We start from the raw sequence: 24,820 nt of genomic DNA on the forward strand, positions 1-24,820 counted from the left end.
GTCGATTCCGTCGTGATCGTCAGGCATATTGTGCCGATGTACAGGAATTCCTTATGTCGCAAAATTATTTTGATGCGCTGAATGTCATTAAAACCCCCGTGTGGCTGATCTCCCCCGTTTCTGGCCATATTATTTTTGCGAATACGGCCGCGGTCCAGGTGATGGGGGATAAAACGGTGGATGATCTGCGAAAAGGCGCTTTCTCAGCCAATGCGCAAGACGTGCTGTCGATGTATATCCCTGAGTTGAAAACGGACCAGGAGATTGTCGAGATCTGGACAGTCTGGCGCGACGGGCATGAAACCGCGTTGAGCTGTCGTCTTTCGCTGGCCCACCATGCGCCGTACGGCGACATTATCGTTTTTGAAGGGATTTCACATCCGGCACCGACCGGGCTTAAAGCGAGCCGCTCCGCTACTTACCAGCGAAAAAAGCAAGGATTCTATGCTCGCTTTTTTCTGACTAACAGCGCCCCGATGTTGCTGATCGACCCTGCTCGCGACGGCCAAATTGTTGATGCCAATCTCGCCGCGCTTAATTTTTATGGCTACTCGCACGAGGAGATGTGCAGCAAGCATACCTGGGAGATCAACACTCTGGGGCGCGATGTGATCCCAGTGATGAGCGAAATCGCCGCTCTGCCGGGTGGGCATAAGCCACTCAACTTTGTGCACCGCCTTGCCGATGGTTCAACCCGCCATGTTCAGACCTATGCCGGACCAATTGAGATCTACGGGGATAAACTGATGTTGTGCATTATCCATGACATCACCGAGCAAAAAAGGCTGGAGCTTGAGCTGGAACATGCCGCGTTACAGGATGCCATGACGGGCCTGCTCAACCGGCGACAGTTCTATATTATCGCTGAGCAAATGAATCTCACGCACCTTTCTCTCCAGCAGCAATTCAGTTTACTGCTGGTGGATACCGATCACTTTAAGAATATCAACGACGTTTTTGGTCATCTGAAGGGGGATGAAGTGCTCATCGCACTTTCACGTACCCTGGAGGCCTGTAGCCGGAAAGAGGATTTCGTGTTCCGCTGGGGAGGCGAGGAGTTTGTCATTCTGCTGCCACGCACCTCTCTCGATACTGCATTACAAATCGCCGAAACGATCCGGGCAGCGGTTGCCCGCATCTCGATCCCCGGCCTGCCGCGATTTACGGTCAGCATTGGCGTGGCGCGGCACAACCAGGATGAGAGTATCGACGATCTCTTTAAACGGGTAGATGACGCGCTTTATCGCGCCAAGAATGATGGCCGAAATAAAGTCCTGGCGGCATGAAACTGGTGTATTGGATAAAGCCCCGCTACAATGCCCATCTTGATGAAAAAGACTATGGGTGGGTATCGTCTGCAATGGGAAGAACAGAAATAATCCTCACCATAATTATTTTAATGCTTATTATTTTCGGATTCTGGTTTATCTTCAGCGGCGAGATCTGGTTAGTGGCGGAATATATTGAAAACAGCATTTACCCCACTTTCGACGCGCTGTAACGCACGTTTAATCCGTTGTTTCACCTACCGAAATTATCAGGTATCGGCCAACTCAACAGGCGCGTAAGATATGCGCCGTTATCCTCCATTATGTTGGTAACGAATTGCTAAATCACTTGTTTATTTTGCCCGTGCTCTGACGGGCTTTTTTATTTCCGACATTTGCGCTACACCAGGCTATATCTAAAATGTCGTTATCCATAAAAGTGAGAAAATGATGAGCAAGAAAATCCTGATGCTGGTGGGCGATTACGCCGAAGATTACGAAACCATGGTCCCATTTCAGGCCTTACAGATGATTGGCCATCAGGTTGACGCCGTCTGCCCGGATAAAGCGAAGGGTGACTATGTCATGACCGCTATCCATGATTTCGACGGTGCTCAGACCTATAGCGAAAAACCGGGTCACCGTTTTATCCTCAATGCCGATTTTTCCGCCGTTAACGAGCAGGACTATGACGCCCTGCTGATCCCTGGCGGCAGAGCGCCTGAATACCTGCGGTTAAATGATGACGTACTGAAGCTGGTGCAAGCATTTGATGCCGCGCACAAACCGATTGCGGCCGTGTGCCATGGCCCACAGTTGCTGGCCGCCGCCGGGATCTTAAAAGGACGAACCTGTAGCGCCTACCCGGCCTGTGCGCCTGAAGTGCGACTCAGCGGCGGCGAGTATGCCGATATCGGTATCGATCAGGCTCACGTTGATGGTAACCTGGTCACCGCGCCGGCCTGGCCTGCGCATCCGCAGTGGCTGGCGAAATTTGCGAAGTTGTTGGAATAGGCCTGCAAGGCAACCTGCTCTTTACATACGCTCTTCAAGCCAGACGATCGACTGCAACAAAAAAGCGTTCTTCCGTCAAAAGAGCACGTTCTTTAATGCTCTGAAACTCGCGCCGGATAAACCAGCCCGCTTCCGGCGCCATACTCAGATAAAACACCTCACGAAAGCCCGGAGCTTCAACACGCATTCTTACACAACCCGTTTCTCCAGCACGGAAGAGCTGTTCTGGCACGATACTGACATTACGCTCGCCATTCTGCAGAAGGATAGTCGCTATCTCATAGCGGCAAATTCCGCTGCTCAGGCTATAACCTAATGTGCTCAGATCGTGAAGATACTGACGTGATAACGTGACTTCAATGCTGGTGCCCGCAAACCACTCAATGATTTGCTGCGCCAGCCCCTCTAACCGCTCGCAGAATTCAACGATTTCAGCCTCAACTGAGGTGTTACCTGACGTTATGTTCTTGCTACTCTGTTGCACTTTTTTAAAGAAACGTTCTCTGGCTGACACGTTGTTGCCTCTGTTCATTTTCACACGGTTAAACCAGGATCTGCGCCCCCTGCGCTGACCGGCCATTTTTATCTTCCCGGATGCTCCCTCGCCTTCTTAAACGAGGGAACCGTTTATAGCTATTCCGCCGTTTTTTGTTTCATCAGGGCATAACGAGCAATCAACTGCTGCAGATGCTGTTCTGTCTGGCTCTGCTGCGCAGCAGGCCACGGCTGGTTTTCAGGAAGATCTGCCAGCTGTCGCAGTTGTTCCTCTGCAGGCACGGCACTGTTAAATGCCTGCATCATGGTAAATACCGCTGATTTCAGCTCGCTGACCGTCATGTACTTACCCCGCTGTTCATCAAGTGCGTTAAGCCGGTTCGCCAGTTGTTGCAATTGGGTCATTCCCTGATACCAGCCAGTCAGATATGGCTGCGGAAGTGCAGCAACGTTAACCTGCTGCTGCCACTGTTGCGCCAGCGGTTTCGCCTCTTGCGGCCAAAGGATCAGCGCCTGCTGCACCAGGCTATCACCGTAGCGCCATGCCCAGTCAGGTTTCAGTTCCCTAAGCTGTGCGAGCCGATTTTGCGTCTTGCTAAGCCCTGCCACGGGTGATGGTGACGCTTGTCGCAGCGCCTGCAACTGCGCTTTGGATAGTTCGTCAGGTAAAGGCGCCAGAGTGGCATAGAGCTGCGTTTGAGCCGGGTCTGGTGTATGCATCGTCTGCCATCCCCATGCCACCGAGCTGGCAATCACCAGCATGGTGGCCATTCCGGCGACATATGGCTTCCAGGGCTTCACCGGAGGCGGCGCGGTCATCACCTGCCTGTCCGGCAGCGGCTCCGGCTGCGCGACATAGACCCACCTGACGTGTTCTGCCGGGGTCGTAAAGCTGGCCGGGAGAACAGCACCGCCCGCCTCCTGCCCGCCGTCGCTGTTTTCCAGCCGTACCGCCGCGTTATGGACCAGGGTACGCAGGGCATCGAGCTGGCTGGCATGCCTCAGTTCAAGACGCTGCAATATGTCGCCCAGTGCGTTCAGGTGCTCTTCTGTCTGGTACAACTGGCTGAGGTCGGTACAGGTCAGCGTGAAGGTGCGCATCGTCTGTTGTAAACGTCTGCTGAGCGCGCTGAGAATTTCCATACGCACATGCACAGGCTGCGGCCAGATATTGCCCCACTGGCGGGAGAGGAGCGCGTCCAGTATTGCCAGTCCTTCGTTCATGCCGTACAGACCGGCCAGATGCGTTCGGACGAGCGTATACCAGGCCGCGGTCTGCAGTTCCACCCCGTTGTGATCAAACAGCGACAGACAGAGCTTTTCCGCCTGCAGCCAGTTGATGTCCGGTCGCGCCGGGTGGGTCAGTTTGTTCATTTCGTCACGCAGGGCGGCGTAATCCGCAAGCGTACGCGGGTCGCCGCCGGTTTTGAGGTGGCGTTCGAATTGTGTCGTCATGATGGTTTCAGCCTGAATAAAAATCAGAGTGCGGTGCGGGTATCAAGGTACTGCTGCTGTTTCAGGTGTCGGATTAATACCCTGCCCTCCGGCATAAACTCGGTGCCATACCGTACAAGTCCGATACCTCGCAGTTCTGCATCAATAGCGTAGCGCAGCTCACCAGGCACTTGCTGTTCGAGTAAGGTGACATTGAGTGACTGCAAACGGGGTTCATACCTGAGCAGGACACCGGACAGCGTATCGATCAGCTCGTGGGCTGTGCCAGGCATGCCTTGCAGAATTTTGCTCATATCGGGCAAACCATAATCTGGTAAATGGCTTACGGTTCCTGCACGGGCGTTCAAAATACGCTGGATGTTATCCAGTACGGATAAAATGACCAGGTCTTCTTCGTTTACAACTTCAAGGGGAAGAGCCCCTGTAAAGTTGCCAGTAAGAATTTCGTATAAAGATGGTGATTTTCTGTCTGGCATTTTACCTCAATAACCTGCTTCAGAGTCTTTAAAAAGAGGAAGCCCTTGAGATTTCCTCCATGCTTTCACTACCTTTGTTATTTCCTCAGAGTTGCCGTCTTTGTCATCAATAATGTGATATATCAAGTCTGCACCATCGGGATGGTTGGTAATTTTTTCAAAATGCTCCAGTAGTTCCGTGCCCTCCCGGTCAAAGTCCAGCTTCACCCGTTAGCGTCCGTGCTCATCCAGATGGACGTAAATGTCATTCTTCTCATCCACCGCTTTACGATCCCTGAGCTGCCAGACCCCACCGTCAGTGCTGGCTTACGAGCAGACCTAACACTAATAGAGGGCACTAATAAATTTTATGTAGAGAATTTTGGATAATCGAGGTGAATGATGTTGTATATATTTTAGCTAATGGCGGTACTCCAAAAATTGGATGGTATCAACCGAGAAATTATTTCGCTCGAGATATTGTCTTTTCTCTTCCTCTCTTAAGCTTTTCCAAAACGGCTCCCAATATACATCCCACCAGAATGCCATATCTCCTTGCAGGCTACCATAATTACCAAAATTCTTATCAGGAAATACACTTTCTGGTCCTGGAGGTTCTAACCCTTTCTCACAAAGGCATTTGACAAATTCATTATCATTCGTGATAATCCTTACTATATTCTGCCCAAATTCTTTAAATTTATAACAAATAAGAACTTTATTATGATCTACAACCTTTTCTTTTTCCTCATCTATTTTAACTTTTCCATGAAAAAATAACTCAATTAAACATTCAATAGCTGATAGATCTTCAGGCTTTATCATAAACCGTGCTGAGTAAGCATGTATATTATTTTTTTCCAAAGATAAAAATGACGGATATGTAGCCGCCCCCCTTGGCAAAGCGCTGAATTGTGCCATAGGAAAATCATCCTGAAATTCATTTTTTTTTCTAAACAAATTAAATACGTTAATTTTCATCAATGTAATCCGCCACCCAATCTGCTCCAAAGTAACCTGCAGTTCCGAATATAATCCCACCAACGAGCCCTGTCAGCACCGCCCCTGGCCCTGTCTCAATACCAACCGCCGCACCTGCCGCTGTACCTATTTTTGCTCCAGCAACAGCCATCCCCCATCCTCAAGCTTGTCTGATGACCTCAGCAGTTATCGGTTTAACGCTACCGTTTTAAGCGACTTTTCAGACGCCTGCTCTAGATCATAGGCTGTAAAGACAATCCCTGTTACCTGTACCACACGAGCACCACGTGTAAAATACTTTGTGTATTTTAATGTTTCTGGAGTAAAAATCGCAGCAGCTGGTATTTTTTCACCGTGCAACAATACTTCCTTATCTATGTCTCTAACATAATTTTATATTTTGTCAATGCGTTTCCCAAGGTGTGGGTTTTGTTTCTTGTAGTCGTCAAGACTCTTAAGTATCTCTTCTGTAGAAATTAATTTCGCACCTGACTTAACGGCTTTATCAATATCAACAATAATTGTTTTACCTTCAAACCTTGGAGATCCTTCCGGAAATGCAGAACTAGTAGAAATATAAGCTGATGCATTCTTGCCCATCACATGCTCTGCTACAGAATAGGAAGCTGAAAAATTCTTTGGAATTAAACCATATCGCTCTGGATTAGTTTCAGAAAGCATCTTTGCCTCTGATAAATCCATTTTTGAAAGGTAAGGATCAGAATTTGAAGCATATATTTTCCTAACCAAGAAACCATCTTTACCTGGCTCATCAACAACGGTAAAAAAAATGCTCGAGCGGGCATTAACAACCCAGTTATATCATATGTTGAAAGTGGGGTTTCATTGGTTAAAGCTGATTGTTCAGTCATTTACCACTTCTCCAGAGCATGAACACCTAACCAAACAGTTAGTTTGGATGGTTCCTTTGTAAAAACACGTTTACATAAACCTTGAGCATCGGTGACACCTTTAAATGTTTCATTATATTCATTACGGATAAAGTACGGAACGTTGGCTAAAGGCTTGCCATTATCATCCAGGACGCGGAATTGCTCATCATATAAACCATCTTTTATCAGATCATCAATAAATGGCATTGGCTTTGTTGTGACTTGTAAATTATTAGAGGCCGCCGCCAAAGTCCGCTTCACCTTGCGCAAATACATCGCAGTCGTACCGTACTCAACCTTCCCCGCGTCAAGCCGCAGATAGCTCCCGCCGCCAATCAGCGTGATGCGTTTCTTTCCGGCAAACGAAATGTCACTCGCTGAACTCATCGTCAGCTTCTTCTCTGCAAACAGCCTCATATTGCCGTTCTGCGCCTGCGCCTCCACGGGGCCTTCCCCGGATTTCAGGCTCAGTTGTCCGGTGCGGGCAAACAGGCCGAGCCTGTCTCCGGCCAGCGCAGTCATGTTACCCATGACGCCGGTGCTGATATCGCCTCCGGCGTTGATGGCAACGTTTTTTGTGGCCGTCATCTGCATGTGCTCACCGCTGGTCAGCGCCATCCCTTCCGGGGCGGACATCAGCAGCGCCTCATTGAGCGGTTTCAGCCGCTGCGCAAACATCTGTATCTGGCTGTCAACATCCGCTTTCAGCGCCTGTGCCTGCTCCGCCGCGATTTCCAGCTGCTGCAGCTGCTGATTCAGCCGGTCGATTTCCTTCAGCGCCGCATCCCTGTCCAGCGCCTCACCCTGCGCTTTCGCCTGCGCATCCGCACTGACAAACAGCCCTTTCCCGGCTCTCAGGGTTCCCCACTCATCGGTGCGCAGTTCGGTGCCCTGACCGCGGGCTTTTCCCTGAGCGTCCACCAGGTGCCCGCTGTTAAGCTGCGTTTTACCATATTCCGTCGCGAGCTTAATGTGCTCCTCTCCCCGTTTGTCCTCCATCCGCAGCTTGTTGTTCGCCGGGGTGCGCAGCACGTTGCGCGTGTGGTTGTCGCGGGTCACGGGGTCCGGGTGTTCCGAGTCGTGCAGCGCATACGCGATGTACGGCAGGTCAATATCACCGTTGCCGTACGCTATCGCCACTTCGGTGCCGTCGGTGAGCGGCGTGTGCCAGCCCAGCGTGTCTCCGGCATACGGCTTCGCCATCCGCAGCCACAGGTAGCCGTAACCCGGCTCCGTGCCTTCCCGGTCAAAGTCCAGCCTGACCCGGTAGCGTCCGTGCTCATCCAGATGGGCGTAAATGTCATTCTTCTCCCGGCTCTCAATACGGGCCGGGAGCGTGCCGTGGATTTCCGGGCGCGGGATGTCCGCCGGGCGGAAACAGTAACGCTCGGTGTAGGGCATGCCCCAGACCGACACGTGCAGACGGGAGTCACGGGCGCCCCGGAAGGTCACGAGCGTGAGGACAACACCTTCTTTCAGGGCGGTAATGACATCGCCCTGCGGCTCCAGCACCTGCCCGGGCGCAAGATGTGAGGCGTTGCTGAACAGGTGAATGCGGGCCGACCTGTTCAGCTCCCGCTCGTGGTGAAGCCGGGCGTAGAACGCGCCGGATTCGGTTTCCGGCTCCGGGCTGGCGTCATCACCCGCGTCACGGTAAGGCGCTGCGTAGCGGTAGTGCTCCCCGGTAGTGACCGCATCGTTACGCACGCTCACCGCCGCATCCATCGGCGTGGTGGCTGTCCGGTAGTTGTAGTCCCGCGCGGCGACGCTGCCGGTGGCAACGTTGTGCCAGGTCCGCACATCCCAGACGGATTCTGCCGCGCCGTCGAAAAGTCCCGACGGCTCGCGGTAAGGCAGGCGCACATCAAACCGGTAGTTCAGCTGGCTGTCGGCAAATATGTACACATCCAGCTCACGGGTGTCGTCCATCTCCGTGCGCCAGTAAATCCCCACTTCAGACAGAATGCGCCGGATAAACTCAAGGTCCGTTTCCCGCCACTGGGTGATAAGTTCACGTGGTGGGTAGGATTAAAGCTCAGTCATCAGAGGTAGCAGCCCAAGATCCAGAAGCCTTATTTCAATGTCATTAGCTTTGCCAATGTGATCTTTGTTGTTTCCATCGAATATTTCTTCGGTTGAAACAACAATAGTTCCCTTTTGCTTCTCACTATCGAAAATCGGTACTATTTTTGCGGCTTCCGGGATTAATCTTGGTAATATTATTGCAGGTATGTAAATCATCCACCCCACGCAAATTCGATCAGGGAAAACATTGCGTTCATTATTCCAATAGCCATTCGTATTTATGGGCGCATATATTTGACCCTTATCACAAACTAGAGATGTTAATAAAGCAACAACTTTTTCTATACTTATGTCTGTTTCATTGCAGGTAATGCTAACATCCAAATTTGTTTTTTTGATATTGTCAATATGTTTTTTTATATAGTTAATTGAGCATATTTTGCTGTCAACTTCTCCATCCCAGACACCTTCTATAATCAGTGGATGATTTTTTTTACTTGACTGCGCCATCTTTCAATGACATGCGGCTCGGCTTTTTTATGATTAAACACTATATGATCAAGTGCTTGCTTCCTTGAATATCCTTTTTCATACCACTTCTTCTTTGTTCCTAACAACACATCAATCAACTCGGAAATATAAAAAAGCTCATCAAGACATAATTCAACGCTAGGAGTCTGAGTATCTTCATAGTAAGCATTGGCTGATATTCTTATCATGGCACCCACCTTGTGATTATATCCTTAAAGTCTTTAAACATTTTTGAAAAATACCGATAACTCACTGGTTGCATAAATATCCACACAACTTTTAAAGGTTGATTAACTGTCGCAACAGCCTGATGTCTACCAGCTTGACTCAAGCCACTTCTGTAGCCTTTCCACCAACCTTTAGGATCACCAAAAGCATCAAAAAACTGATCATATCTCGCTTTGGCTTCCCAGAACTGACACAACTTGTCTTTCCAGCCATCAAACGATACGCCACAATACTTAAATTCCTGTATCTGTTTAGTTTCTGGATTATAGAACGTGCCACATATTCTCGTCTGGTAATTAATCGTCACCTCACTCCAGCGCGAACAACGCCTCACCATCGGCATCACTTTCCCTTCAGGTGGGCAGTTCTCACACGTTTTCTCCAGACCACGCACGTCGTCCATCTCCGTGCGCCAGTAAATCCCCACCTCTGACAGGATGCGCTGAATGAACTGCAAATCCGTTTCCCGCCACTGGGTGATAATTTCACGCGGCGGATAGGTGCGCTCCAGCCGGAATTCAAAATCAGGTCCTTCCAGCCCGTGGCTGCGCAGGACCTGCTCCACCACCTCCGGCACGGACCGGTTCTGAAATACGGCGCACTGCCGGGTGTATCCCAGCAGCGCCAGCCGGGAACTGAGCATCTTCATCCATGAGCATATTGAGTGTCACGCTGCCACCTGGCATCACTGGCAGTTCTTTTGACGCCAGCACCTCGTCCTTTAGGACCGTATCGGCCTTGCGCAGAAGTGTCTGGTAATTGGCAGCATCAACCACTTTACGACCCCTGAGCTGCCAGACCCACACCATCGTCGCCAGCGGCATTAATAGTAATGCAGGCGAAAATAAAGGGATAAAAAATTGTGGAGGCAGTAATAAATGAATTACCGCCTCTTAATAGAACTGACAATATGTTCTGCCAGTTTTTCCAGCTCATCCTTGCCCATTGGCGGGTTACCTCTCGCCTGTCGACTGTCACGCATAACATAAAATAGCAAATCAGGCTCGTCTGGGATTGCACCTCTGACAAACGCCACATAGCCATAATCAATTTCTTTACTTAGTCGCGTAAATTTCGCAAATGCAGCAACCGCTTTCCGGTTATCTATGTCAGGATAGCTAAATCCTTTTCCGTATAATTTTATATCGCGAAACGAGTGTCCATACCGCATATTCCAGAAATAAGTCACATAATCTTTGGCACTCATATTGGGGTCTGGACGTCTTTCTCCGGGACCTGGATTGGCTCCCAGATCCTGAAAAAATATGGTCACATCCGGGTGGTTTTTAAGCCGGTATGTCACTCCCATGTTACGAGGTTCATGCCCGGAATCACCGGCAATAAAACCGTAAGGTAAGCAGAACCCCTGTTCTGAAGGGACTTCATAGAGCCTTCGTGATCTGAAACGATTAAGGAGAGAAAGAACCTCAGATTCGCTTTTTTCTACCTGCCTTTTAGCTGTTTGAGATTTGTCCTCTGTGCTTTTCTCATTCTTTCTCCAGAAATGATACAGGCGATCATCTCTATTTATATATATTGTATAACCCCTGAAATCATAATCAACGAAAGCATCAGGGTAATCTTTTAAAATGTATTCATGTTTTCTGTGAAATTCTGCTGTAGTGGTCATGGGTTCGCCCAATATCCTCAGGTCCAGTTCTTCCTTCTGAAGGGCAATTTTTTTATTAAATTCTATGCTATCAATTCTTCTCATTCGATATGCAGAAAAATCTATTGCGCTGGGATTCTTACTTGATATACCAAGTCTGTAGTTGTTGTAATAGAATGATGAGAATTGTGCCTGAACAGTATCGTTTGAAGCTGTGTTATATTCATCACTAAATGTTATGCCATTACCTGCATATCGGCGCGTTATAAAATAACCATTACCTTCCGGACGGTACTTCGGTTCAAGAAACCCCTTAATTGGATATAACGCGACTTCCAGACTGTCCGGCAACTGTATTTTATAATAGCTGACACACTCATTTTTCCACGATAAACTCTGGGCTTTATGTGGAAAACAAAGCCCAACTCCCACTAGTGCTAGTACTATTTTTTTCATTTTCCTGCTACACCATTCTGAGATTGTTTTTATTATCTAAAAGTTCGACTTCATCGTTATTTTGCTGAGTGCGGCTCGCAATTAAACGCATATTGTATTGTATTAAATTATTTTCATTTTCCGTCCAGTGAACAGGAAGAGCATGAAAAAAACCTTTAACTTTTTTTATATTGTGATTCTTTTTATTATAATTTCGCCAGAAAAGATCAGAAAATGGCATATTCTCACTCCCTGCAGGAGTGTTGACTGCCACTACTGGCCAAATTGATGCTCTTGTATTTACAACATCATTTTCTGATTCCGATTCACTGTTTTCAAGATAATTTTCATCACCAGCCTTTGAATTAAATTTATTATCTCTGGGAATAAAATCAAATACGTTCTCATAAGTTTTTAAATTTTTTTTCGCCAGCGCCTGAATCTTTTCCCAGTTCACCTTCAGCGAAGGTTTATCCAGCACCTCTGCACACTCTCCCGCTGCGCTTCCCAGCCATTTACGCCATGCCTTTTGTCGCAACTCGCGGGCAAAATTACGGTATGGGACTGCTGTTCCACTGCCATCCAGGTCGGTATAACCATGTTCAGTATCCGATATCAGTACCGCCAGCTCAGAGTCCCTGTCACCCAACAGACTCCTGTCATTAATATTCGCGCTACCCACCAGCACATAGCGATCATCCACAATCATAAGTTTACTGTGTACATAAATCTGCTCCGTCACCGCCATTCCGTTTAGTTCCGCATGGTCACGCAAGTTTAATAGCGTCACATATTCATCGCAGGCTTCCAGGGGGATATTTTGATATTCATCACCGCACTTTTCTTCCAGTTCTGTGATTTTCCTGCTCCACTCCCTGCGGGGTACCTCCTGCGTTTCAAGCTGTTGCTTCACCCACAGGCTGCGGCGGATACGGTTCAGCAGACTGTGAGAGCCAAATACAAGTGACTGACGGGTCAGATGAATTTGCGCCACGATAGCCGGGTCATCAAGCCGCCCTTCCGGGTGCACCGGCAGTACGATACAGACATGAAACGGCTGTGTCATATGACTAAAAATCGCACGCTTAATTCTGTCCCCCAGCCATTCCGCTACCGGGTTTTGTGGCGCCTCATCATTCGGTAAGAGCCGGGTTGCCCAGCTAGCAAACTTCGGATTCAAATTATTAGCAACCGGGCTCAGTTCACGATCAGGTGTTATGGACGATTTCTCGAATGCCGACACAAAAAACTGATTCTCTATATAAATATAATGCTCCGCCTTACTGATAAGCAGATGCAGGCTGCGTAAAATATCATCCTGTTTCAGTCGCGCTTTCGGCGCAATTTCCGGCATATTTTTATGTTCATCCAGTCGCATATTCAGTGAAGCACTGCGCAATACCTGTACCTGACAGCTTCCCTTTTTTACGGATGGTATTGCAGGGATTTCAAGTTCAGGTACACGGGTCTGTAGCGGATTGTCAGGCCAGCGGTGTGAATAACTGTTCCAGCGCAGTACAAAGTTTCTGATCAGATCATCCACCGCGGGCCCCTCAATTTGTACCTGGTAATCCTGCCAGGGCATCCGGGGCTGTATTGTCGGATCCAGATAAACGCTGTCCTTCGAACGCCCTTGAGACTGCCAGAGTTCATGTTTTAATACTGTATCAATAATGTGCTGAACGCTGTCCGTCTGTCGTTTTTCCGCTCGCTTAAGCTCACCCTGCTGCTGCTCCCGCGAATATTTCCCAACTGGAATAACATATTCATTCATCGGGTCATAACCTGGACGATGAACAATGGGTGGAATACAGGAGTTGTACATATTCATGCCCTGTCGTCCGTCTGCGTTTGCCTGCAGACCATAATGGTCATCATAGCGTCCATAGGCCAGGTCAATTCCGCCGACAAATGCCAGTTTTTCATCGACAATCACGCATTTCTGATGATGCGAAAACATCACTCCGGATTTAGAGCCCGCACGCTGAACATAAAAAGCCTGCCGTCCGAGATGGGTATTCATCGCAGCAAATACCCGTTCCGTTGCCGCGGCATACGTCTCAACCTGCGCCGGGTTCTCCCACGGCATAATATAAACCTGTAAACCCGAAGTTGTCTGTACAGACTCCAGCAGTGCATCAACCAGCCGTATCCCCTCCGCCAGTTGTGCGTCCCAGTTCACCTGCCAGCCAGTAATATAAATGCACTTTTTTGCCTGCTTAAAAGCTGCCAGAAGCGCAGAAAAATACTCCTTTCCACCAAGGAAAGCCTGCACGACATTACCCTCTGTATACTCAGCAAAATTCTCTGACTGCCTTTCCGGGCCACTGGTGTAGTGTACCCAATGATTATGAGTAGCCGTTGCGATATAGCTTTCTTCACATTTGTCCTCAAAATAGACACTGCACCGGTTCATACCGTCGTCAAGTTTAAGCGACCCCATTTTATTTACTCTCCCTGAGTGATTCGAGCATTACTCCGCTCACCTGCTGCTCGGTCTTTATACACTGTTTCAGTTTTTCGCCCGGAAGTATATTTCCGGAAATACGGTTAAAGATACGATGGAATCCCATCGTATCCTGCGCACAAAAATCTTTTACATCCTCATTAGTGGCAGCAGGAATCACATTGAAATAGAGACGGTGGGCCCGATGACCGACAACCAGCCATAGCTGGTTTGCATATTGTTTCGCCAGTTCAGTTAGTTGATATTGCTGGTCTTCTGACTGTAATATTTGCCCCTCCGAATCAGATTGTCCATTCATCAGTACCTCATCCGTTGTAACGGCCTGCATATAAGAATCTGCCAGAACAATCTGCCATTTACAGCCAGGCTGAACTACCCCATTGATTCCTGGAGCGTCTGAAATACGGAGCACAGGTTTCAGCTTTATCTTGTCCTGTTCTTGTGGCTTGTTCTGTTCCTGCGAATCTCCCGCTGGCGGGTTTGCAAGCCGGGAGGTAAACAGGTCGACCAGGGGCATTAAAGGCAAATTTAATGGCAATGAAGCTGGTCCGGTTTTCATCGTCCTTTTGACCCGCCGCAGGTACGTCGCCGTTGTGCCATATTCAATCTTCCCCGCCTCCAGCCGCAGGTAGCTCCCGCCGCCAATCAGCGTGATGCGTTTCTTTCCGGCAAACGAGATGTCACTCGCTGAACTCAGCGTCAGCTTCTTCTCTGCAAACAGCCTCATATTGCCATTCTGCGCCTGCGCCTCCACGGGGCCTTCCCCGGATTTCAGGCTCAGTTGTCCGGTGCGGGCAAACAGGCCGAGCCTGTCTCCGGCCAGCGCAGTCATGTTACCCATGACGCCGGTGCTGATATCGCCTCCGGCGTTGATGGCAACGTTTTTTGTGGCCGTCATCTGCAGGTGCTCACCGCTGGTCAGCGCCATCCCTTCCGGGGCGGACATCAGCAGCGCCTCATTGAGCGGTTTCAGCCGCTGCGCAAACATCTGTATCTGGCTGTCAACATCCGCTTTCAGCGCCTGCGCCTGCTCCGCCGCGATTTCCAGCTGCTGCAACTGCTGGTTAAGCCGGTCGATTTCCTTCAGGGCCGCATCCCTGTCCAGCGCATCGCCCTGCGCCTCAGGCTGCGCATCCGCACTGACAAACAGCCCCTTTCCGGCGCGGATAACGCCGTGCTCATCGGTGCGCAGTTCCGTACCGGTGCCGCGCGGTTTGTCCTGCGCATCCACCAGATGCCCGGTATTCAACTGCGTTGCGCCATATGGCGTGGTCAGCGCGATATGCTCCTCACCGCGGCGGTCCTCCATCCGCAGCTCATTATCAGCGGCGGTGCGCAGAATGTTCTGGCTGCGGTTGTCGCGATTAACGATGTCGGGATGTTCAGAATCGTGCAGGGCGTGGGAGATATACGGCAGGTCGATATCGCCGTTGCTGTACGCAATCGCCACTTCCGTCCCGTCGGTAAGCGGCGTGTGCCAGCCATATGTATCGCCAGAGTACGGCTTCGCCATCCGCAGCCACAGATACGCGTAGCCCGGTTCGCTCTCTTCCCGGTCAAAGTCCAGCCTGACCCGGTAGCGTCCGTGCTCATCCAGATGGGCGTAGATGTCATTCTTCTCCCGGCTCTCAATCCGGGCCGGGAGCGTACCGTGGATTTCCGGGCGCGGGATGTCCGCCGGGCGGAAACAGTAACGTTCGGTGTAGGGCATGCCCCACACCGACACGTGCAGGCGCGAGTCACGCGAGGCGCGGTACGTTGTCAGCGTGATAATCACGCCCTCCTTCAGTGCGGTAATCACATCCCCCTGCGGCTCCAGCACCTGACCGGGCGCAAGATGTGAGGCGTTGCTGAACAGGTGAATACGGGCCGACCTGTTGAGCTCCCGCTCGTGATGAAGCCGGGCATAGAATGCACCGGATTCGGTTTCCGGTTCGGGGTCAGTGTCATCACCCGCGTCACGGTAAGGCGCTGCGTAGCGGTAATGCTCCCCGGTGGTGACCGCGTCACTGCGCACGCTGACCGTCGCATCCATCGGCGTGGTGGCGGTCCGGTAGTTGTAGTTCCGCGTGGCGACGGTGCCGGTGGCAACGTTGTGCCAGGTCCGCACATCCCAGACGGATTCTGCCGCGCCGTCGAAAAGTCCCGACGGCTCGCGGTACGGCAGGCGCACGTCAAACCGGTAATTCAGCTGGCTGTCGGCAAAAATGTACGTATCCAGTTCACGGGTGTCATCCATCTCCGTGCGCCAGTAAATCCCCACCTCTGACAGGATGCGCTGAATGAACTGCAAATCCGTTTCCCGCCACTGGGTGATAATTTCACGCGGCGGGTAGCTGCGCTCCAGCCGGAATTCAAAATCAGGTCCCTCCAGCCCGTGTCTGCGCAGAACCTGCTCCACCACCTCCGGCACGGACTGGTTCTGAAATACGGCGCACTGCCGGGTGTATCCCAGCAGCGCCAGGCGGGAACTGAGCGTGAGCCAGTAGCGGGACTGGTCTTTTGATGTGGACAGCCATTCCAGACGGGTCACCCTGCCGTGCACATTTTTACCGCTGCGCATCCGCAACGAGGCATATTTCATCAGCACCTGTTCCGGGGGGATGTTCGCCTGCCCGGAGGTGAACTCGATGTCCCATCTGAATGGTTCGCTCAGGGCTTCCCTGCCGCGAAAACGCAGGACATCCGCCGTCACGGTACTGTCATTAATATCCAGAAAGTAACGCGTCTGTCCGTCAAAAAGCGCCAGCCAGTTATCCATCACATCACTCCTTTACCGGTACGAGGCTGAGCCAGCCATCACCCAGTTCAATCGTACGGGGTTTGTCCGGGTCGAGGTCGTCACGGGTCAGCACCAGGCGCCAGCGGTTATCCTCCATGTCGGGACGGTTGAACAGCCCCACTACAGCCACAAATTGTGCCTCCTCGTCCATCGGCATGTTAAGTGTCATGCTGCCCCCGGGCATCACCAGCAGTTCTTTTGACGCCAGCTCGTCCTCTTTCAGAACCGTATCGGCCTTACGCAGCAGCGTCTGATAGTCTGCTGCATCAATATTCTTACGGTCTTTAAGCTGCCAGACCCGCACCATCGTCGCCAGCGGCGTCTGTGCGCCATCGGCGTTTATGGCCTTGCGCGGGGTAAAATCCAGATGCAGCGTTTTAATTTTCTTGTAGAAGATGGATTTCGTGATGCTGACCGTACCGTCCGTGACGGTCTGTGTCAGACCGCAGCCTGTGAGCAGACCACAGGCAATAAGCGTCAGCGCCCACCAGCGGGTTACTGTTGCCATTCAAAAGTTCCTTTATTGAGAATGTGAATACGTATTTAGTCGAAGCGGTAATGCCCGTCTTCAGCGGGAGGGAACGCAGAACACCGGAGCCCTTCATAGCAGCCCAGACTGACGGTCAGGGTTTCCCGGTTATCGCTGAGTCTGCCGTCCTTCAGTCCGAGCAGGCCGGTGCGCCCGAGCTGAATACGCCTGCCTTTGCCAAGGCGCGGCTCAGGCAACAACCACACGGGTACAGTAAGGCGCAGTCGGGCATTGCTGCGGTAACCAAGATAGACGCGCATCAGGACCAGCAAATCGGTATGGAGGATGCCACCGGGTAACCAGCCTTCGGCTTCGCCGGGATCTTCCGTGACCAGTGTCACCAGCACTCTGCTACAGGCTTCCCTGCCCGTTTTACCCAGCGTGGCCCGCTGTGAAAGACGGACGCGGTGTCCGCTACCCAGCCCACTGCGGTTATCGATATGGACCTTAACCGGATCGGGTTCGGTGATAAATGTCCGGGTATTCGGTGCCAGCAGGCTCACCAGAGCCCGGATGCCTTCAGCATTGCGGGTGGGCAATCGCATGGTCCCCAGCAGGGCCAGGAAACGGGAAACCGGCGTGGCCACCCGATCAGCCGTGCCCGGTATACCGAGTCCCACCAGACCCAGCAGACACTGCGAGGTGGCATCGCGACCACCCGCCTCGAAGGTGGCCGGATACGCGTATTTTCGCCAGATCCGGTAATATTGCGTGGTGATGCGGTGGCTGAAGATATCCAGAAACGAGGTGACCGCCTCATAGCCTTCACGGCGCTGCGCAATGTCATTCAGATAGGACGTCGGCAGAGGGGAGTCCACGCCATACATCCCCAGAAAAGTCGTGCGGACCGTTGGGGGCAATGTCGGGTGGTCTTCGTCGGTCTCAACCGCTTTCAGGGTGCTGACCGGGAATCCCATTCCCGGCCAGGGTCTGAAACGTACCGGGTCGTTGCCCGGGTGGCTGGTGCTACCCAGTTTCGGCGCGTCCGGATTTTCCTGCTCCAGCAGCTGGCAGAAACGATAAAAATTGACCCGCCAGATGTCTTTATCAAGGGCTAACGTCAGCCCGGTACGTGCTGGCTGTGATTCTCGCGCCATCTCAGTCGTTTCCCTGTCGGTTGCAGTACCAGCGTGAGCTGGTTAAAGAGGTGAATATCGGCATAGAGCGCAAAGAACCGGTGCAGCATCTCGCCGAAGAGATTCACATCGCCCTCGCCTGCAAAATTGTCCATATTCATCGTGATATTAATAGTCATTCTAGGTTGGAACTTGGCACCTCCTATTAGAAGGAGCTCATAGTACTAATTAGTCTGTATCATATTCTTCACCGTTCCAGCGAAGTATATATTTGGGTCCGCATAATATGTCTTTCATTCCATTGTGAAGTTCCTTTGAAACATCTAGAGAGGTACACATGTATGAACCATCGATAGACTTACCATCATGCATTTTTATCTGGAATGTTAATATTGGAGAGTTGTCCAGACTAGACATGCAATCTGACTGGTCACATGTACTAGGTGGCGTTGTACTTGAAAAAGTATATTCAATGGTATCTTCGTGTCCATCACCGTTCAGGTCAACATCTACAGAACCCGTCTGTCCATCCAAAAAACCTGTGCTTTTTAGCCTATTGGCATTGACTAAGACATCCTTGCTATGGGCGCAACATGCCGATGTTGATATAACTAATAAGCATAATGCTGTTGTAAATTTTTTTAATTGTGTTGCCATGTTATCCTGCCTCAGGAATACCTAATTTGTAATTTACTCTAATATTTTCTGCTATTTCATTTTTAGTGATCTTTCCGTCGCTATTTCTATCATGATATAGATTCTTACTATAATAGTCCCCGTCACTTCTTTGATAAACAATATCATTTGACCCGAGCAGTATCGTTTTAGGTCTGAATATCGAGTAATATACATCCTCAAGAGTCCACTGTTCTGTTGGAACCCCGACATTGTTCGCCTGCATTTTGAAGTATTTCTTAACATACTCCATTTGTTCTACGTGGTCCATTGCTCGAAGTTGACGAGTTGAAGTTCCAAGATCTTTGGCCGTATCATCCATAAACTGAATTAGACCCGTTGCAGATGAGCCTGGGTTTTTGATGTCTGTTCTAAATGTTTTTCCCGTTTCCAGTGCGATACAAGCCATAATGTAGTTTGGATCAATACTTAACTCATTGGAAACCTCCAATAACTTGGACCTAAATGCATCTGCTTTAATTACTCCAAATTTTTCTGTGAATTTTTTCATCCATATAATTTTCTCTCTTTTAATAAATGAACCCAAAAATACTATTGGGTGCATATGCCAGAGCTCAGGCCCCAGATTTTCAGTCGTCACATCCTGCATCCAGGCCATTTTATCGAGAAAATCTTCGCTATATTTCTTCCATTCAGGTGCTTCTTTCTTCAGCGTATTCAGGAACGGTTGCCAGATAGCATCGACCTTTTTGAAGTACCAGTCGCTGGGATGTTTTACTATTGTTTTCTGAATAACGTTACGATAGTCGGGATTATGAAGTGCTTTCCAGTATTCCATTGGAGAATAGCGATCGCTTCCACTATCAATTTTATCCAGCAGTCGCTGATAATTATGTTTAACTAGGGCATGACTGGTTCGTCTATCATCGGTCGCGGCCTGGTAGAGGGAGTCGATCAGGTTACGGAAGAATCCAGTGGGCTGGTTTTTTCCATCCAGATAATCAAAGCTGGTAGGCTCTGCGGTTTCAGTTTTGAATCCTAGCTTTGCCAGATCATACTGTGACAGAAGCTGTGGTTCAGCCTGTCCTTTTAGTGCATAAGCATTTTCTGGTCGCAGTTGCCAGTATTCCTGTTTGGTCGTCTTATCAGTTTCAATTTGCACCTGACTCAGTGGCAGGATCCCGGTCACGGTGGTCACTCTTGTATCCTTTGTGAACGTTCCGGTTGCAACCTCTTTTTTGTACAACGCAAGACCCGGAACATACTTCAGCCAGAGTGGATTCTTTTCTCCAACCAGTTCAGGGTTGGTCAGGAACGTTTCCAGGTTATCATCCATACTTGTGCATTCGATATGTACCTGGTACCGGGCCTCATAGCCACCGTCCTTAGGTGCCTGATAGTACCCCATATGACCAACAGGATCACCAGCTCTGATGGCATAGGGCGGCGGGCACACAACCTGGTCAAATTTCATCGCTTCTTTTGCCGGGGGCATCAGTTTCTGCCACCAGGAAGGCTGGACCACACCGCTTGTACCTGGCGAAATATTGTTATTATCCACCAGTATCCAGTATTGCTGACCCGACTTAAGCGAGGTTCCTTTCTTTTTCTTCGAAGTCTCTTCAGGGAAATTTATAAGAGTAACAAGACCGTATTCACGCTTATTGAACGCGATGGTATGGAGGCTCCCGTCCGTCTTATCCCACTCGACAACAGATCCCTGAGGCATCGTGCCATTTTCATAGCTGTCGCTGACATCTTTGTTCTTTGTACTGGCTGACATCACCCATTCAGGATCGTAGGCAGACAGCGAATCCTGAAGCGTCCATTTTGTTTCAGCCGTATTGACCCTATAGGCTGAATACGGGGACAGGTGCATATACAGAGTATAGAAATGCAGCCCGCTGGTCTCTTTTTCACCCGGTTGAATATAGTGTTTTACTAGGACGAATGAGCCGGAGAAACTCAGCGGACCGGATTCCCATGCAAGCGTCAGATAATCCTTGCAGACTCGATAAGCAACCACTTCCCCGTCAGCCATGCATCGCACCGCCTGCTCGCCTTTAAAAGGAACCGGAAAATCCACCGCTTCCAGAGGCGATTTGCCACTCAGTGCACACCAAGGGGTTGTGGCTTCGGTGATATGGATCCCGCCATGCCACATCCCGCTGCGACCAATCGTATATTGACCGGTTGATTCGCCACCCAAGTGGGAGAGGATCTCTTCCTGATTTTTGAACTCACTTCCCCGCTTGTCGGAGGGGACAGGCCAGACAATTTTTGGTAATACAGACACGGTTCACACTCCCTCTCAGTCACTAAACGATTTACAGACGACCTGACTTACTTTCATGGTCTCAGCCTGATTGAAAACCGGCGATAAACCTTCCGCTGTTAACGAATCAGGTTCATATCTAGCTGAACCAGGATTCTCGTCCTCTTCACAAGCTATGTCTGCATCAATATGTGTATTCAAACTCTTAGGCATAAGCTGACTCCATTTTATAGTTTAGGACTAACGTCAGCCTGGTACGTGCTGGCTGTGATTCTCGCGCCATCTCAGTCGTTTTCCTGTCGGTTGCAGCACCAGCGTGAGCTGGTTAAAGAGGTGAATGTCGGCATAGAGCGCGAAGAACCGGTGCAGCATCTCCCCAAAGAGATTCACATCGCCCTCGCCTGCAAAATTATCCATATTAAGCGTGACCTCAATGTCCACGCCCCGGAGCATAAAGCCCTTCTCAAAACGGCGGATCAGGGTGTGCTTCACGGCGACGATTGCTTCAAGCCGGCGGCGGTTCATTTCATCGTCGGTCCAGTCATAGAGCGCCAGCGTGCCCCGCAGAACCTCGGGATTGTCCATCATGCTGAGGAAGTTTGACCCGAGGTGACTCATCACCCGCCAGTGAAAACGGTCGTTTGCCGGGGGGTAAAGCGGCATCGTCGGTGCTGTAAGGTTGAGGACCCTGACGGGCACCTTGCCGGATTTGACCACCCTGTCCAGCAGGGTACTTTCCAGTGCCTTACGCGGAAGCTGACCGTTGGTCCCGGTGATTCGCATCGAGAGGGACTCCGGTTTTTCGGACAACTGCTCCAGTTCGAACGAGCGGCCACCGAGAATTAACCAGGTGTCATACAGGCCAGAGGGACCGTGTTTCACGCGGGTATGGTAATAACGTTCAGGGGCATCGTGGCGCATCATGCCGCCCCGGTGGCGGAAGCTGGTGAACGGCACATAAGGATGTTTGCCATTCTTCACCGCGCCGTGAATATTATCGACGCTGTAAATCTCGGTGTGACCATCCTGAAGACGCAATGGCCTGAGCAGGTATTCGTTCTCCAGCGGGTTAAGCGTCAGCGGGTCGGCTTCCAGGGTAAAGAGATTGATAACCGGCGCACAGTGCAGCCGGAAGTTTTCCGTCTCAAAAGGCAGATCGGATGACCAGGCTTCACTGAGTACAATGTCGATTTCAAACCAGGTGCTGGCCGCAGTGAGCCCGATGGTGTCGAGGCCGCGCAGCTCAACAAACATAAACTTTGGACGGAAGCTGAAATACTCCAGCAGCAGCTGGTAACCACTGAAGGCTGTATCGGCTTTCTTCCACAGGCCGTCACTGTCGTCAAAGCCCATGGGTTTGCACCAGCCATCAAACTGATGACGTTCGGTATGCGTCCCGGCATGGCGGGCATACATGGCGTGTACACGACGGGTCATTGCCAGATGCAGCGCTGAACTCACCGGACTCTCTGCGTTAAGGAAGATGGCGACTTTATCGATCCCGGCTTTACTCCAGTCCACTTTCTCCGGGCATTCGAAGCGCAGACGGATAGCAGAGCGGCCATCGGTTTCCGTGTGAAGGCGTACATCTGCAAGGTGCAGCGGTTGTAGCGGCACATCGCGGGTCGTCCGGTACTGACAGGCGGTTTTATGCGGCCCGACAGGACGTGACAGAACGGAAAAGCCTTCAGCTAGTATTTCGGCCTGACGCAGGCCACGCCAGTCAGGCGAGAACTCAACGATGGCCAGCGACGGGACAGTCCGCATATAGTGCGGCCACAGCAGACTCACCAGTCCTTCAGTCAGTTCCGGCAGATCATCATCCAGCTTTTCACGCAGACGGCCCATCAGGAAGGCAAAGCCTTCAAACAGACGTTCCACATACGGGTCCCGGGCGCCGGGTTTATCCAGATTAAGCATTGCCGCCCGATCCGGGTGGGCGCGGGCAAATTCTTTTCCGGCCTCACGCAGATAGCGCATTTCGGCTTCAAAATAGCGCAGGGTTAAATCATCCATGCACGGTATTCCTGATAGTTAACAGACAAAATTCAGCCACACAGCACCATGGCACGGGCAGGATCGATGGCAATCAATCCCGCCAGCAGGGCATCCATCTCAGGCATCAGCCGGATTTTATCGGACTCGCTACGGCCGGCTTTCATGCGCAACAGTTTCAGACGGCGGGCCTGAACTTCGAACATCAGGCCCGGCTCCCAGTCACCCAGCGACAACTGCGGCGCACCGGATGTCAGTTCAGCCAGCAGATGAAGCGCCATGTCGTTACGCCCGTATTGTTCGGCCACACGGGCCATCAGCAGGCGTATCAGCCAGCGGCTTCGCGGAGAGTCCAGTCCGGGGCGGGTCTGGAGCCAGATCAGAGCCGCTTCGGGCCCCTCACTGTCGCCCTTCTCCATCGCCTCTGCCTCCAGTGACAGCACCTCATCCCCGTTTACCGCAGCGGACACGACCGGCTCACTGCCGAATGACAGCCCTTCCTCATTGACCTTTTCCGCAATCCATCCCGTGGTCACCTCATCGGCAAACGGGGTACCGTCATTCCAGGCCAGGCTTTCAAGCCCGGGCAGACGTCTGAGGAGGAACCGAAGATCCAGCAGGACTGACTCCGCCAGGTTCTCCCAGGGCTGTCCCGCATGGCTGAGTCCCTGCCAGAGGTACCACTGGAGATCGAGCCAGAAATGATTCACCCCTTCGCAGTACATCTGGCTGGCCTGCTCCACCAGCTCAGCCCAGCTTTTTTGCAGGTACAGGCGCTTTAGCTGCGCCCGGTACTCTGGTTTAGGCGGAATCAGCCGGGTACGACCACTGCTGTCCAGCGGTGGAATTTGATCGACGGTATCCCAGCGAACGGTTTTCATCAGCCGGTGAGAGGCCAGCCACCCCTGGGGTTGTTCTCCGAGCCAGCGGGAGAGTATCTTTGCCTGATCCAGCAAATCGCGCCCCGACTTCACGTCCGTCAGCAGTGGCGACGGAGAAAAGACAGCGTCATGCCCGGTATCCTGAGTGCTGCTGTTCTGGGGGATTAGCGCTGTCACCCCGCCAGAACGCGCCAGACGGTTTTCCAGCGCGCTACAGAGGCCGGCGAATGCGGGTTTTTCATTTTCAGGCCAGTCTGAGACCACCTTACTCAGCAGGCTGACCGCTCCGGCCGTCAGGCCGGCATCTTCCCGCTCCACTTCCGGCCAGCGCGAGAGCGTATCAAGTACTTTTGTACTGTTGAGCCACTCCAGCGCGGCTTTCCGGGCATTCGGGCGCAGCGGATGGCAGCGTCTGCCGTAGCGGGACAGCATCGCGACCAGCAGCAGTATCCCTTCCGCCAGACCTTTCTCACCGTCACGGCTCAGCCGGGCCTGGGTATACCAGGTGACGACACGGATATCTTTGGCGCTTTCACACAGTATTTTTTCCGCCAGGGTGCAGAGCAGATCCGGATCGGTGCCCGAGAGTTTGTTGATTTCTTCGCGCATCAGCTGGAAATCGTCGTCACTGGCCGGATCGTCACCCGTTTCCGCCCCGGGGCGGACCGGTTTTAACCAGTTATCCCAGAGGGACAGGGTGCAGGAGGCGCTTTCAGTAAGGCGCAGCTGCGCCTCGTGGTTTGTGGTGCATGCCGATAACAGGGCTTCCGGTGAACTCATGTTTTTCCTT

22 protein-coding genes and 4 pseudogenes are annotated in these 24,820 nt (G+C 51.3%); 3 read left to right on the forward strand and 23 right to left on the reverse strand.

Annotated elements, in window-relative coordinates; genetic code table 11:
• Window positions 1-53: 53 nt before the first annotated feature.
• The 3 genes from ACQG2G_RS11650 to ACQG2G_RS11660 all read left to right on the forward strand — a co-directional run bounded on the left by ACQG2G_RS11650 (window position 54) and on the right by ACQG2G_RS11660 (window position 2,282).
• Window positions 54-1,286 (forward strand): sensor domain-containing diguanylate cyclase, encoded by a 1,233-nt coding sequence (locus ACQG2G_RS11650; RefSeq protein WP_061772658.1) that lies wholly within the window; start codon window positions 54-56, stop codon window positions 1,284-1,286.
• Window positions 1,283-1,501: an Ecr family regulatory small membrane protein gene (locus ACQG2G_RS11655; RefSeq protein WP_047023104.1), complete on the forward strand. Its 219-nt coding sequence runs from the start codon at window positions 1,283-1,285 to the stop codon at window positions 1,499-1,501. Before ACQG2G_RS11650 ends, ACQG2G_RS11655 begins: the two co-directional genes overlap by 4 nt.
• A gap of 217 nt (window positions 1,502-1,718) precedes the next feature.
• A complete protein-coding gene (locus tag ACQG2G_RS11660; protein WP_023621314.1) occupies window positions 1,719-2,282 on the forward strand; it encodes a DJ-1/PfpI family protein in 564 nt (187 codons plus the stop codon).
• Between the two features lie 34 nt (window positions 2,283-2,316).
• Here the strand turns inward: ACQG2G_RS11660 and ACQG2G_RS11665 are convergent, their stop codons facing one another.
• The 23 genes and pseudogenes from ACQG2G_RS11665 to tssA all read right to left on the reverse strand — a co-directional run bounded on the left by ACQG2G_RS11665 (window position 2,317) and on the right by tssA (window position 24,810).
• Window positions 2,317-2,796, reverse strand: coding sequence for a hypothetical protein (locus tag ACQG2G_RS11665; RefSeq protein WP_061773094.1), 480 nt, complete (start codon window positions 2,794-2,796; stop codon window positions 2,317-2,319).
• Window positions 2,797-2,915: 119 nt separating this feature from the next.
• The gene (locus ACQG2G_RS11670; protein WP_061772657.1) at window positions 2,916-4,232 is read right to left on the reverse strand and encodes a VasL domain-containing protein; all 1,317 of its coding nucleotides are present in this window, start codon (window positions 4,230-4,232) and stop codon (window positions 2,916-2,918) included.
• A 23-nt stretch (window positions 4,233-4,255) separates the two neighbouring features.
• Window positions 4,256-4,708: a type VI secretion system baseplate subunit TssE gene (gene tssE, locus ACQG2G_RS11675; RefSeq protein ID WP_061772656.1), complete on the reverse strand. Its 453-nt coding sequence runs from the start codon at window positions 4,706-4,708 to the stop codon at window positions 4,256-4,258.
• 6 nt (window positions 4,709-4,714) lie between these two features.
• Window positions 4,715-4,915 carry a bacteriocin immunity protein gene (locus tag ACQG2G_RS11680; RefSeq protein WP_080453117.1) on the reverse strand — a complete coding sequence of 67 codons (201 nt, stop codon included), beginning with the start codon at window positions 4,913-4,915 and terminating at the stop codon, window positions 4,715-4,717.
• Window positions 4,916-5,107: 192 nt separating this feature from the next.
• Window positions 5,108-5,668, reverse strand: a complete 561-nt coding sequence (locus ACQG2G_RS11685) for a hypothetical protein (RefSeq protein ID WP_061772655.1) — start codon at window positions 5,666-5,668, stop codon at window positions 5,108-5,110.
• A complete protein-coding gene (locus ACQG2G_RS11690; RefSeq protein WP_248078568.1) occupies window positions 5,658-5,819 on the reverse strand; it encodes a hypothetical protein in 162 nt (53 codons plus the stop codon). Before ACQG2G_RS11690 ends, ACQG2G_RS11685 begins: the two co-directional genes overlap by 11 nt.
• 242 nt (window positions 5,820-6,061) lie before the next feature.
• The gene (locus tag ACQG2G_RS11695; RefSeq protein ID WP_248078571.1) at window positions 6,062-6,349 is read right to left on the reverse strand and encodes a hypothetical protein; all 288 of its coding nucleotides are present in this window, start codon (window positions 6,347-6,349) and stop codon (window positions 6,062-6,064) included.
• 191 nt (window positions 6,350-6,540) lie between these two features.
• A pseudogene (locus ACQG2G_RS11700) lies at window positions 6,541-8,589 on the reverse strand (type VI secretion system Vgr family protein); the annotation flags it as partial.
• Window positions 8,590-9,096, reverse strand: a complete 507-nt coding sequence (locus tag ACQG2G_RS11705; RefSeq protein ID WP_248078574.1) for an Imm52 family immunity protein — start codon at window positions 9,094-9,096, stop codon at window positions 8,590-8,592.
• Window positions 9,063-9,305 carry a hypothetical protein gene (locus ACQG2G_RS11710; RefSeq protein WP_061772345.1) on the reverse strand — a complete coding sequence of 81 codons (243 nt, stop codon included), beginning with the start codon at window positions 9,303-9,305 and terminating at the stop codon, window positions 9,063-9,065. The genes ACQG2G_RS11705 and ACQG2G_RS11710 overlap by 34 nt, the downstream gene beginning before the upstream one ends.
• Window positions 9,302-9,748 carry a Tox-REase-5 domain-containing protein gene (locus tag ACQG2G_RS11715; RefSeq protein ID WP_340674265.1) on the reverse strand — a complete coding sequence of 149 codons (447 nt, stop codon included), beginning with the start codon at window positions 9,746-9,748 and terminating at the stop codon, window positions 9,302-9,304. The genes ACQG2G_RS11710 and ACQG2G_RS11715 overlap by 4 nt, the downstream gene beginning before the upstream one ends.
• Window positions 9,725-9,985: pseudogene (locus tag ACQG2G_RS11720) on the reverse strand (contractile injection system protein, VgrG/Pvc8 family); the annotation flags it as partial. The gene ACQG2G_RS11715 and the pseudogene ACQG2G_RS11720, both read right to left, overlap by 24 nt.
• Window positions 9,972-10,166, reverse strand: a pseudogene (locus tag ACQG2G_RS11725) (type VI secretion lipoprotein TssJ); the annotation flags it as partial. The pseudogenes ACQG2G_RS11725 and ACQG2G_RS11720, both read right to left, overlap by 14 nt.
• Before the next feature lie 62 nt (window positions 10,167-10,228).
• Window positions 10,229-11,410, reverse strand: a complete 1,182-nt coding sequence (locus tag ACQG2G_RS11730) for a T6SS immunity protein Tli4 family protein (protein ID WP_061772967.1) — start codon at window positions 11,408-11,410, stop codon at window positions 10,229-10,231.
• A gap of 7 nt (window positions 11,411-11,417) precedes the next feature.
• Complete coding sequence (locus ACQG2G_RS11735) at window positions 11,418-13,832, reverse strand: phospholipase D-like domain-containing protein (RefSeq protein ID WP_080453144.1); 2,415 nt, start codon at window positions 13,830-13,832, stop codon at window positions 11,418-11,420.
• A 1-nt stretch (window position 13,833) separates the two neighbouring features.
• Window positions 13,834-16,617, reverse strand: coding sequence for a type VI secretion system Vgr family protein (locus ACQG2G_RS11740; RefSeq protein ID WP_248766529.1), 2,784 nt, complete (start codon window positions 16,615-16,617; stop codon window positions 13,834-13,836).
• 4 nt (window positions 16,618-16,621) lie between these two features.
• Window positions 16,622-17,146 (reverse strand): type VI secretion system lipoprotein TssJ, encoded by a 525-nt coding sequence (tssJ, locus tag ACQG2G_RS11745; protein ID WP_061772949.1) that lies wholly within the window; start codon window positions 17,144-17,146, stop codon window positions 16,622-16,624.
• Window positions 17,147-17,181: 35 nt separating this feature from the next.
• A complete protein-coding gene (gene tssG, locus ACQG2G_RS11750; RefSeq protein WP_061772948.1) occupies window positions 17,182-18,264 on the reverse strand; it encodes a type VI secretion system baseplate subunit TssG in 1,083 nt (360 codons plus the stop codon).
• Window positions 18,228-18,416, reverse strand: a pseudogene (locus ACQG2G_RS11755) (type VI secretion system baseplate subunit TssF); the annotation flags it as partial. The gene tssG and the pseudogene ACQG2G_RS11755, both read right to left, overlap by 37 nt.
• A gap of 55 nt (window positions 18,417-18,471) precedes the next feature.
• Window positions 18,472-18,900: a hypothetical protein gene (locus tag ACQG2G_RS11760; RefSeq protein ID WP_248105074.1), complete on the reverse strand. Its 429-nt coding sequence runs from the start codon at window positions 18,898-18,900 to the stop codon at window positions 18,472-18,474.
• Window position 18,901: 1 nt separating this feature from the next.
• A complete protein-coding gene (locus tag ACQG2G_RS11765; RefSeq protein ID WP_248078817.1) occupies window positions 18,902-21,175 on the reverse strand; it encodes a M23 family metallopeptidase in 2,274 nt (757 codons plus the stop codon).
• A 225-nt stretch (window positions 21,176-21,400) separates the two neighbouring features.
• Window positions 21,401-23,170, reverse strand: a complete 1,770-nt coding sequence (gene tssF, locus ACQG2G_RS11770; RefSeq protein ID WP_248078820.1) for a type VI secretion system baseplate subunit TssF — start codon at window positions 23,168-23,170, stop codon at window positions 21,401-21,403.
• Between the two features lie 32 nt (window positions 23,171-23,202).
• Window positions 23,203-24,810, reverse strand: a complete 1,608-nt coding sequence (tssA, locus tag ACQG2G_RS11775; RefSeq protein WP_061771869.1) for a type VI secretion system protein TssA — start codon at window positions 24,808-24,810, stop codon at window positions 23,203-23,205.
• Window positions 24,811-24,820 lie beyond the last annotated feature (10 nt).

It is taken from the genome of Enterobacter cloacae complex sp. 382A5 (assembly GCF_050031095.1).
Taxonomy (GTDB): Bacteria; Pseudomonadota; Gammaproteobacteria; order Enterobacterales; family Enterobacteriaceae; genus Enterobacter; species Enterobacter cloacae.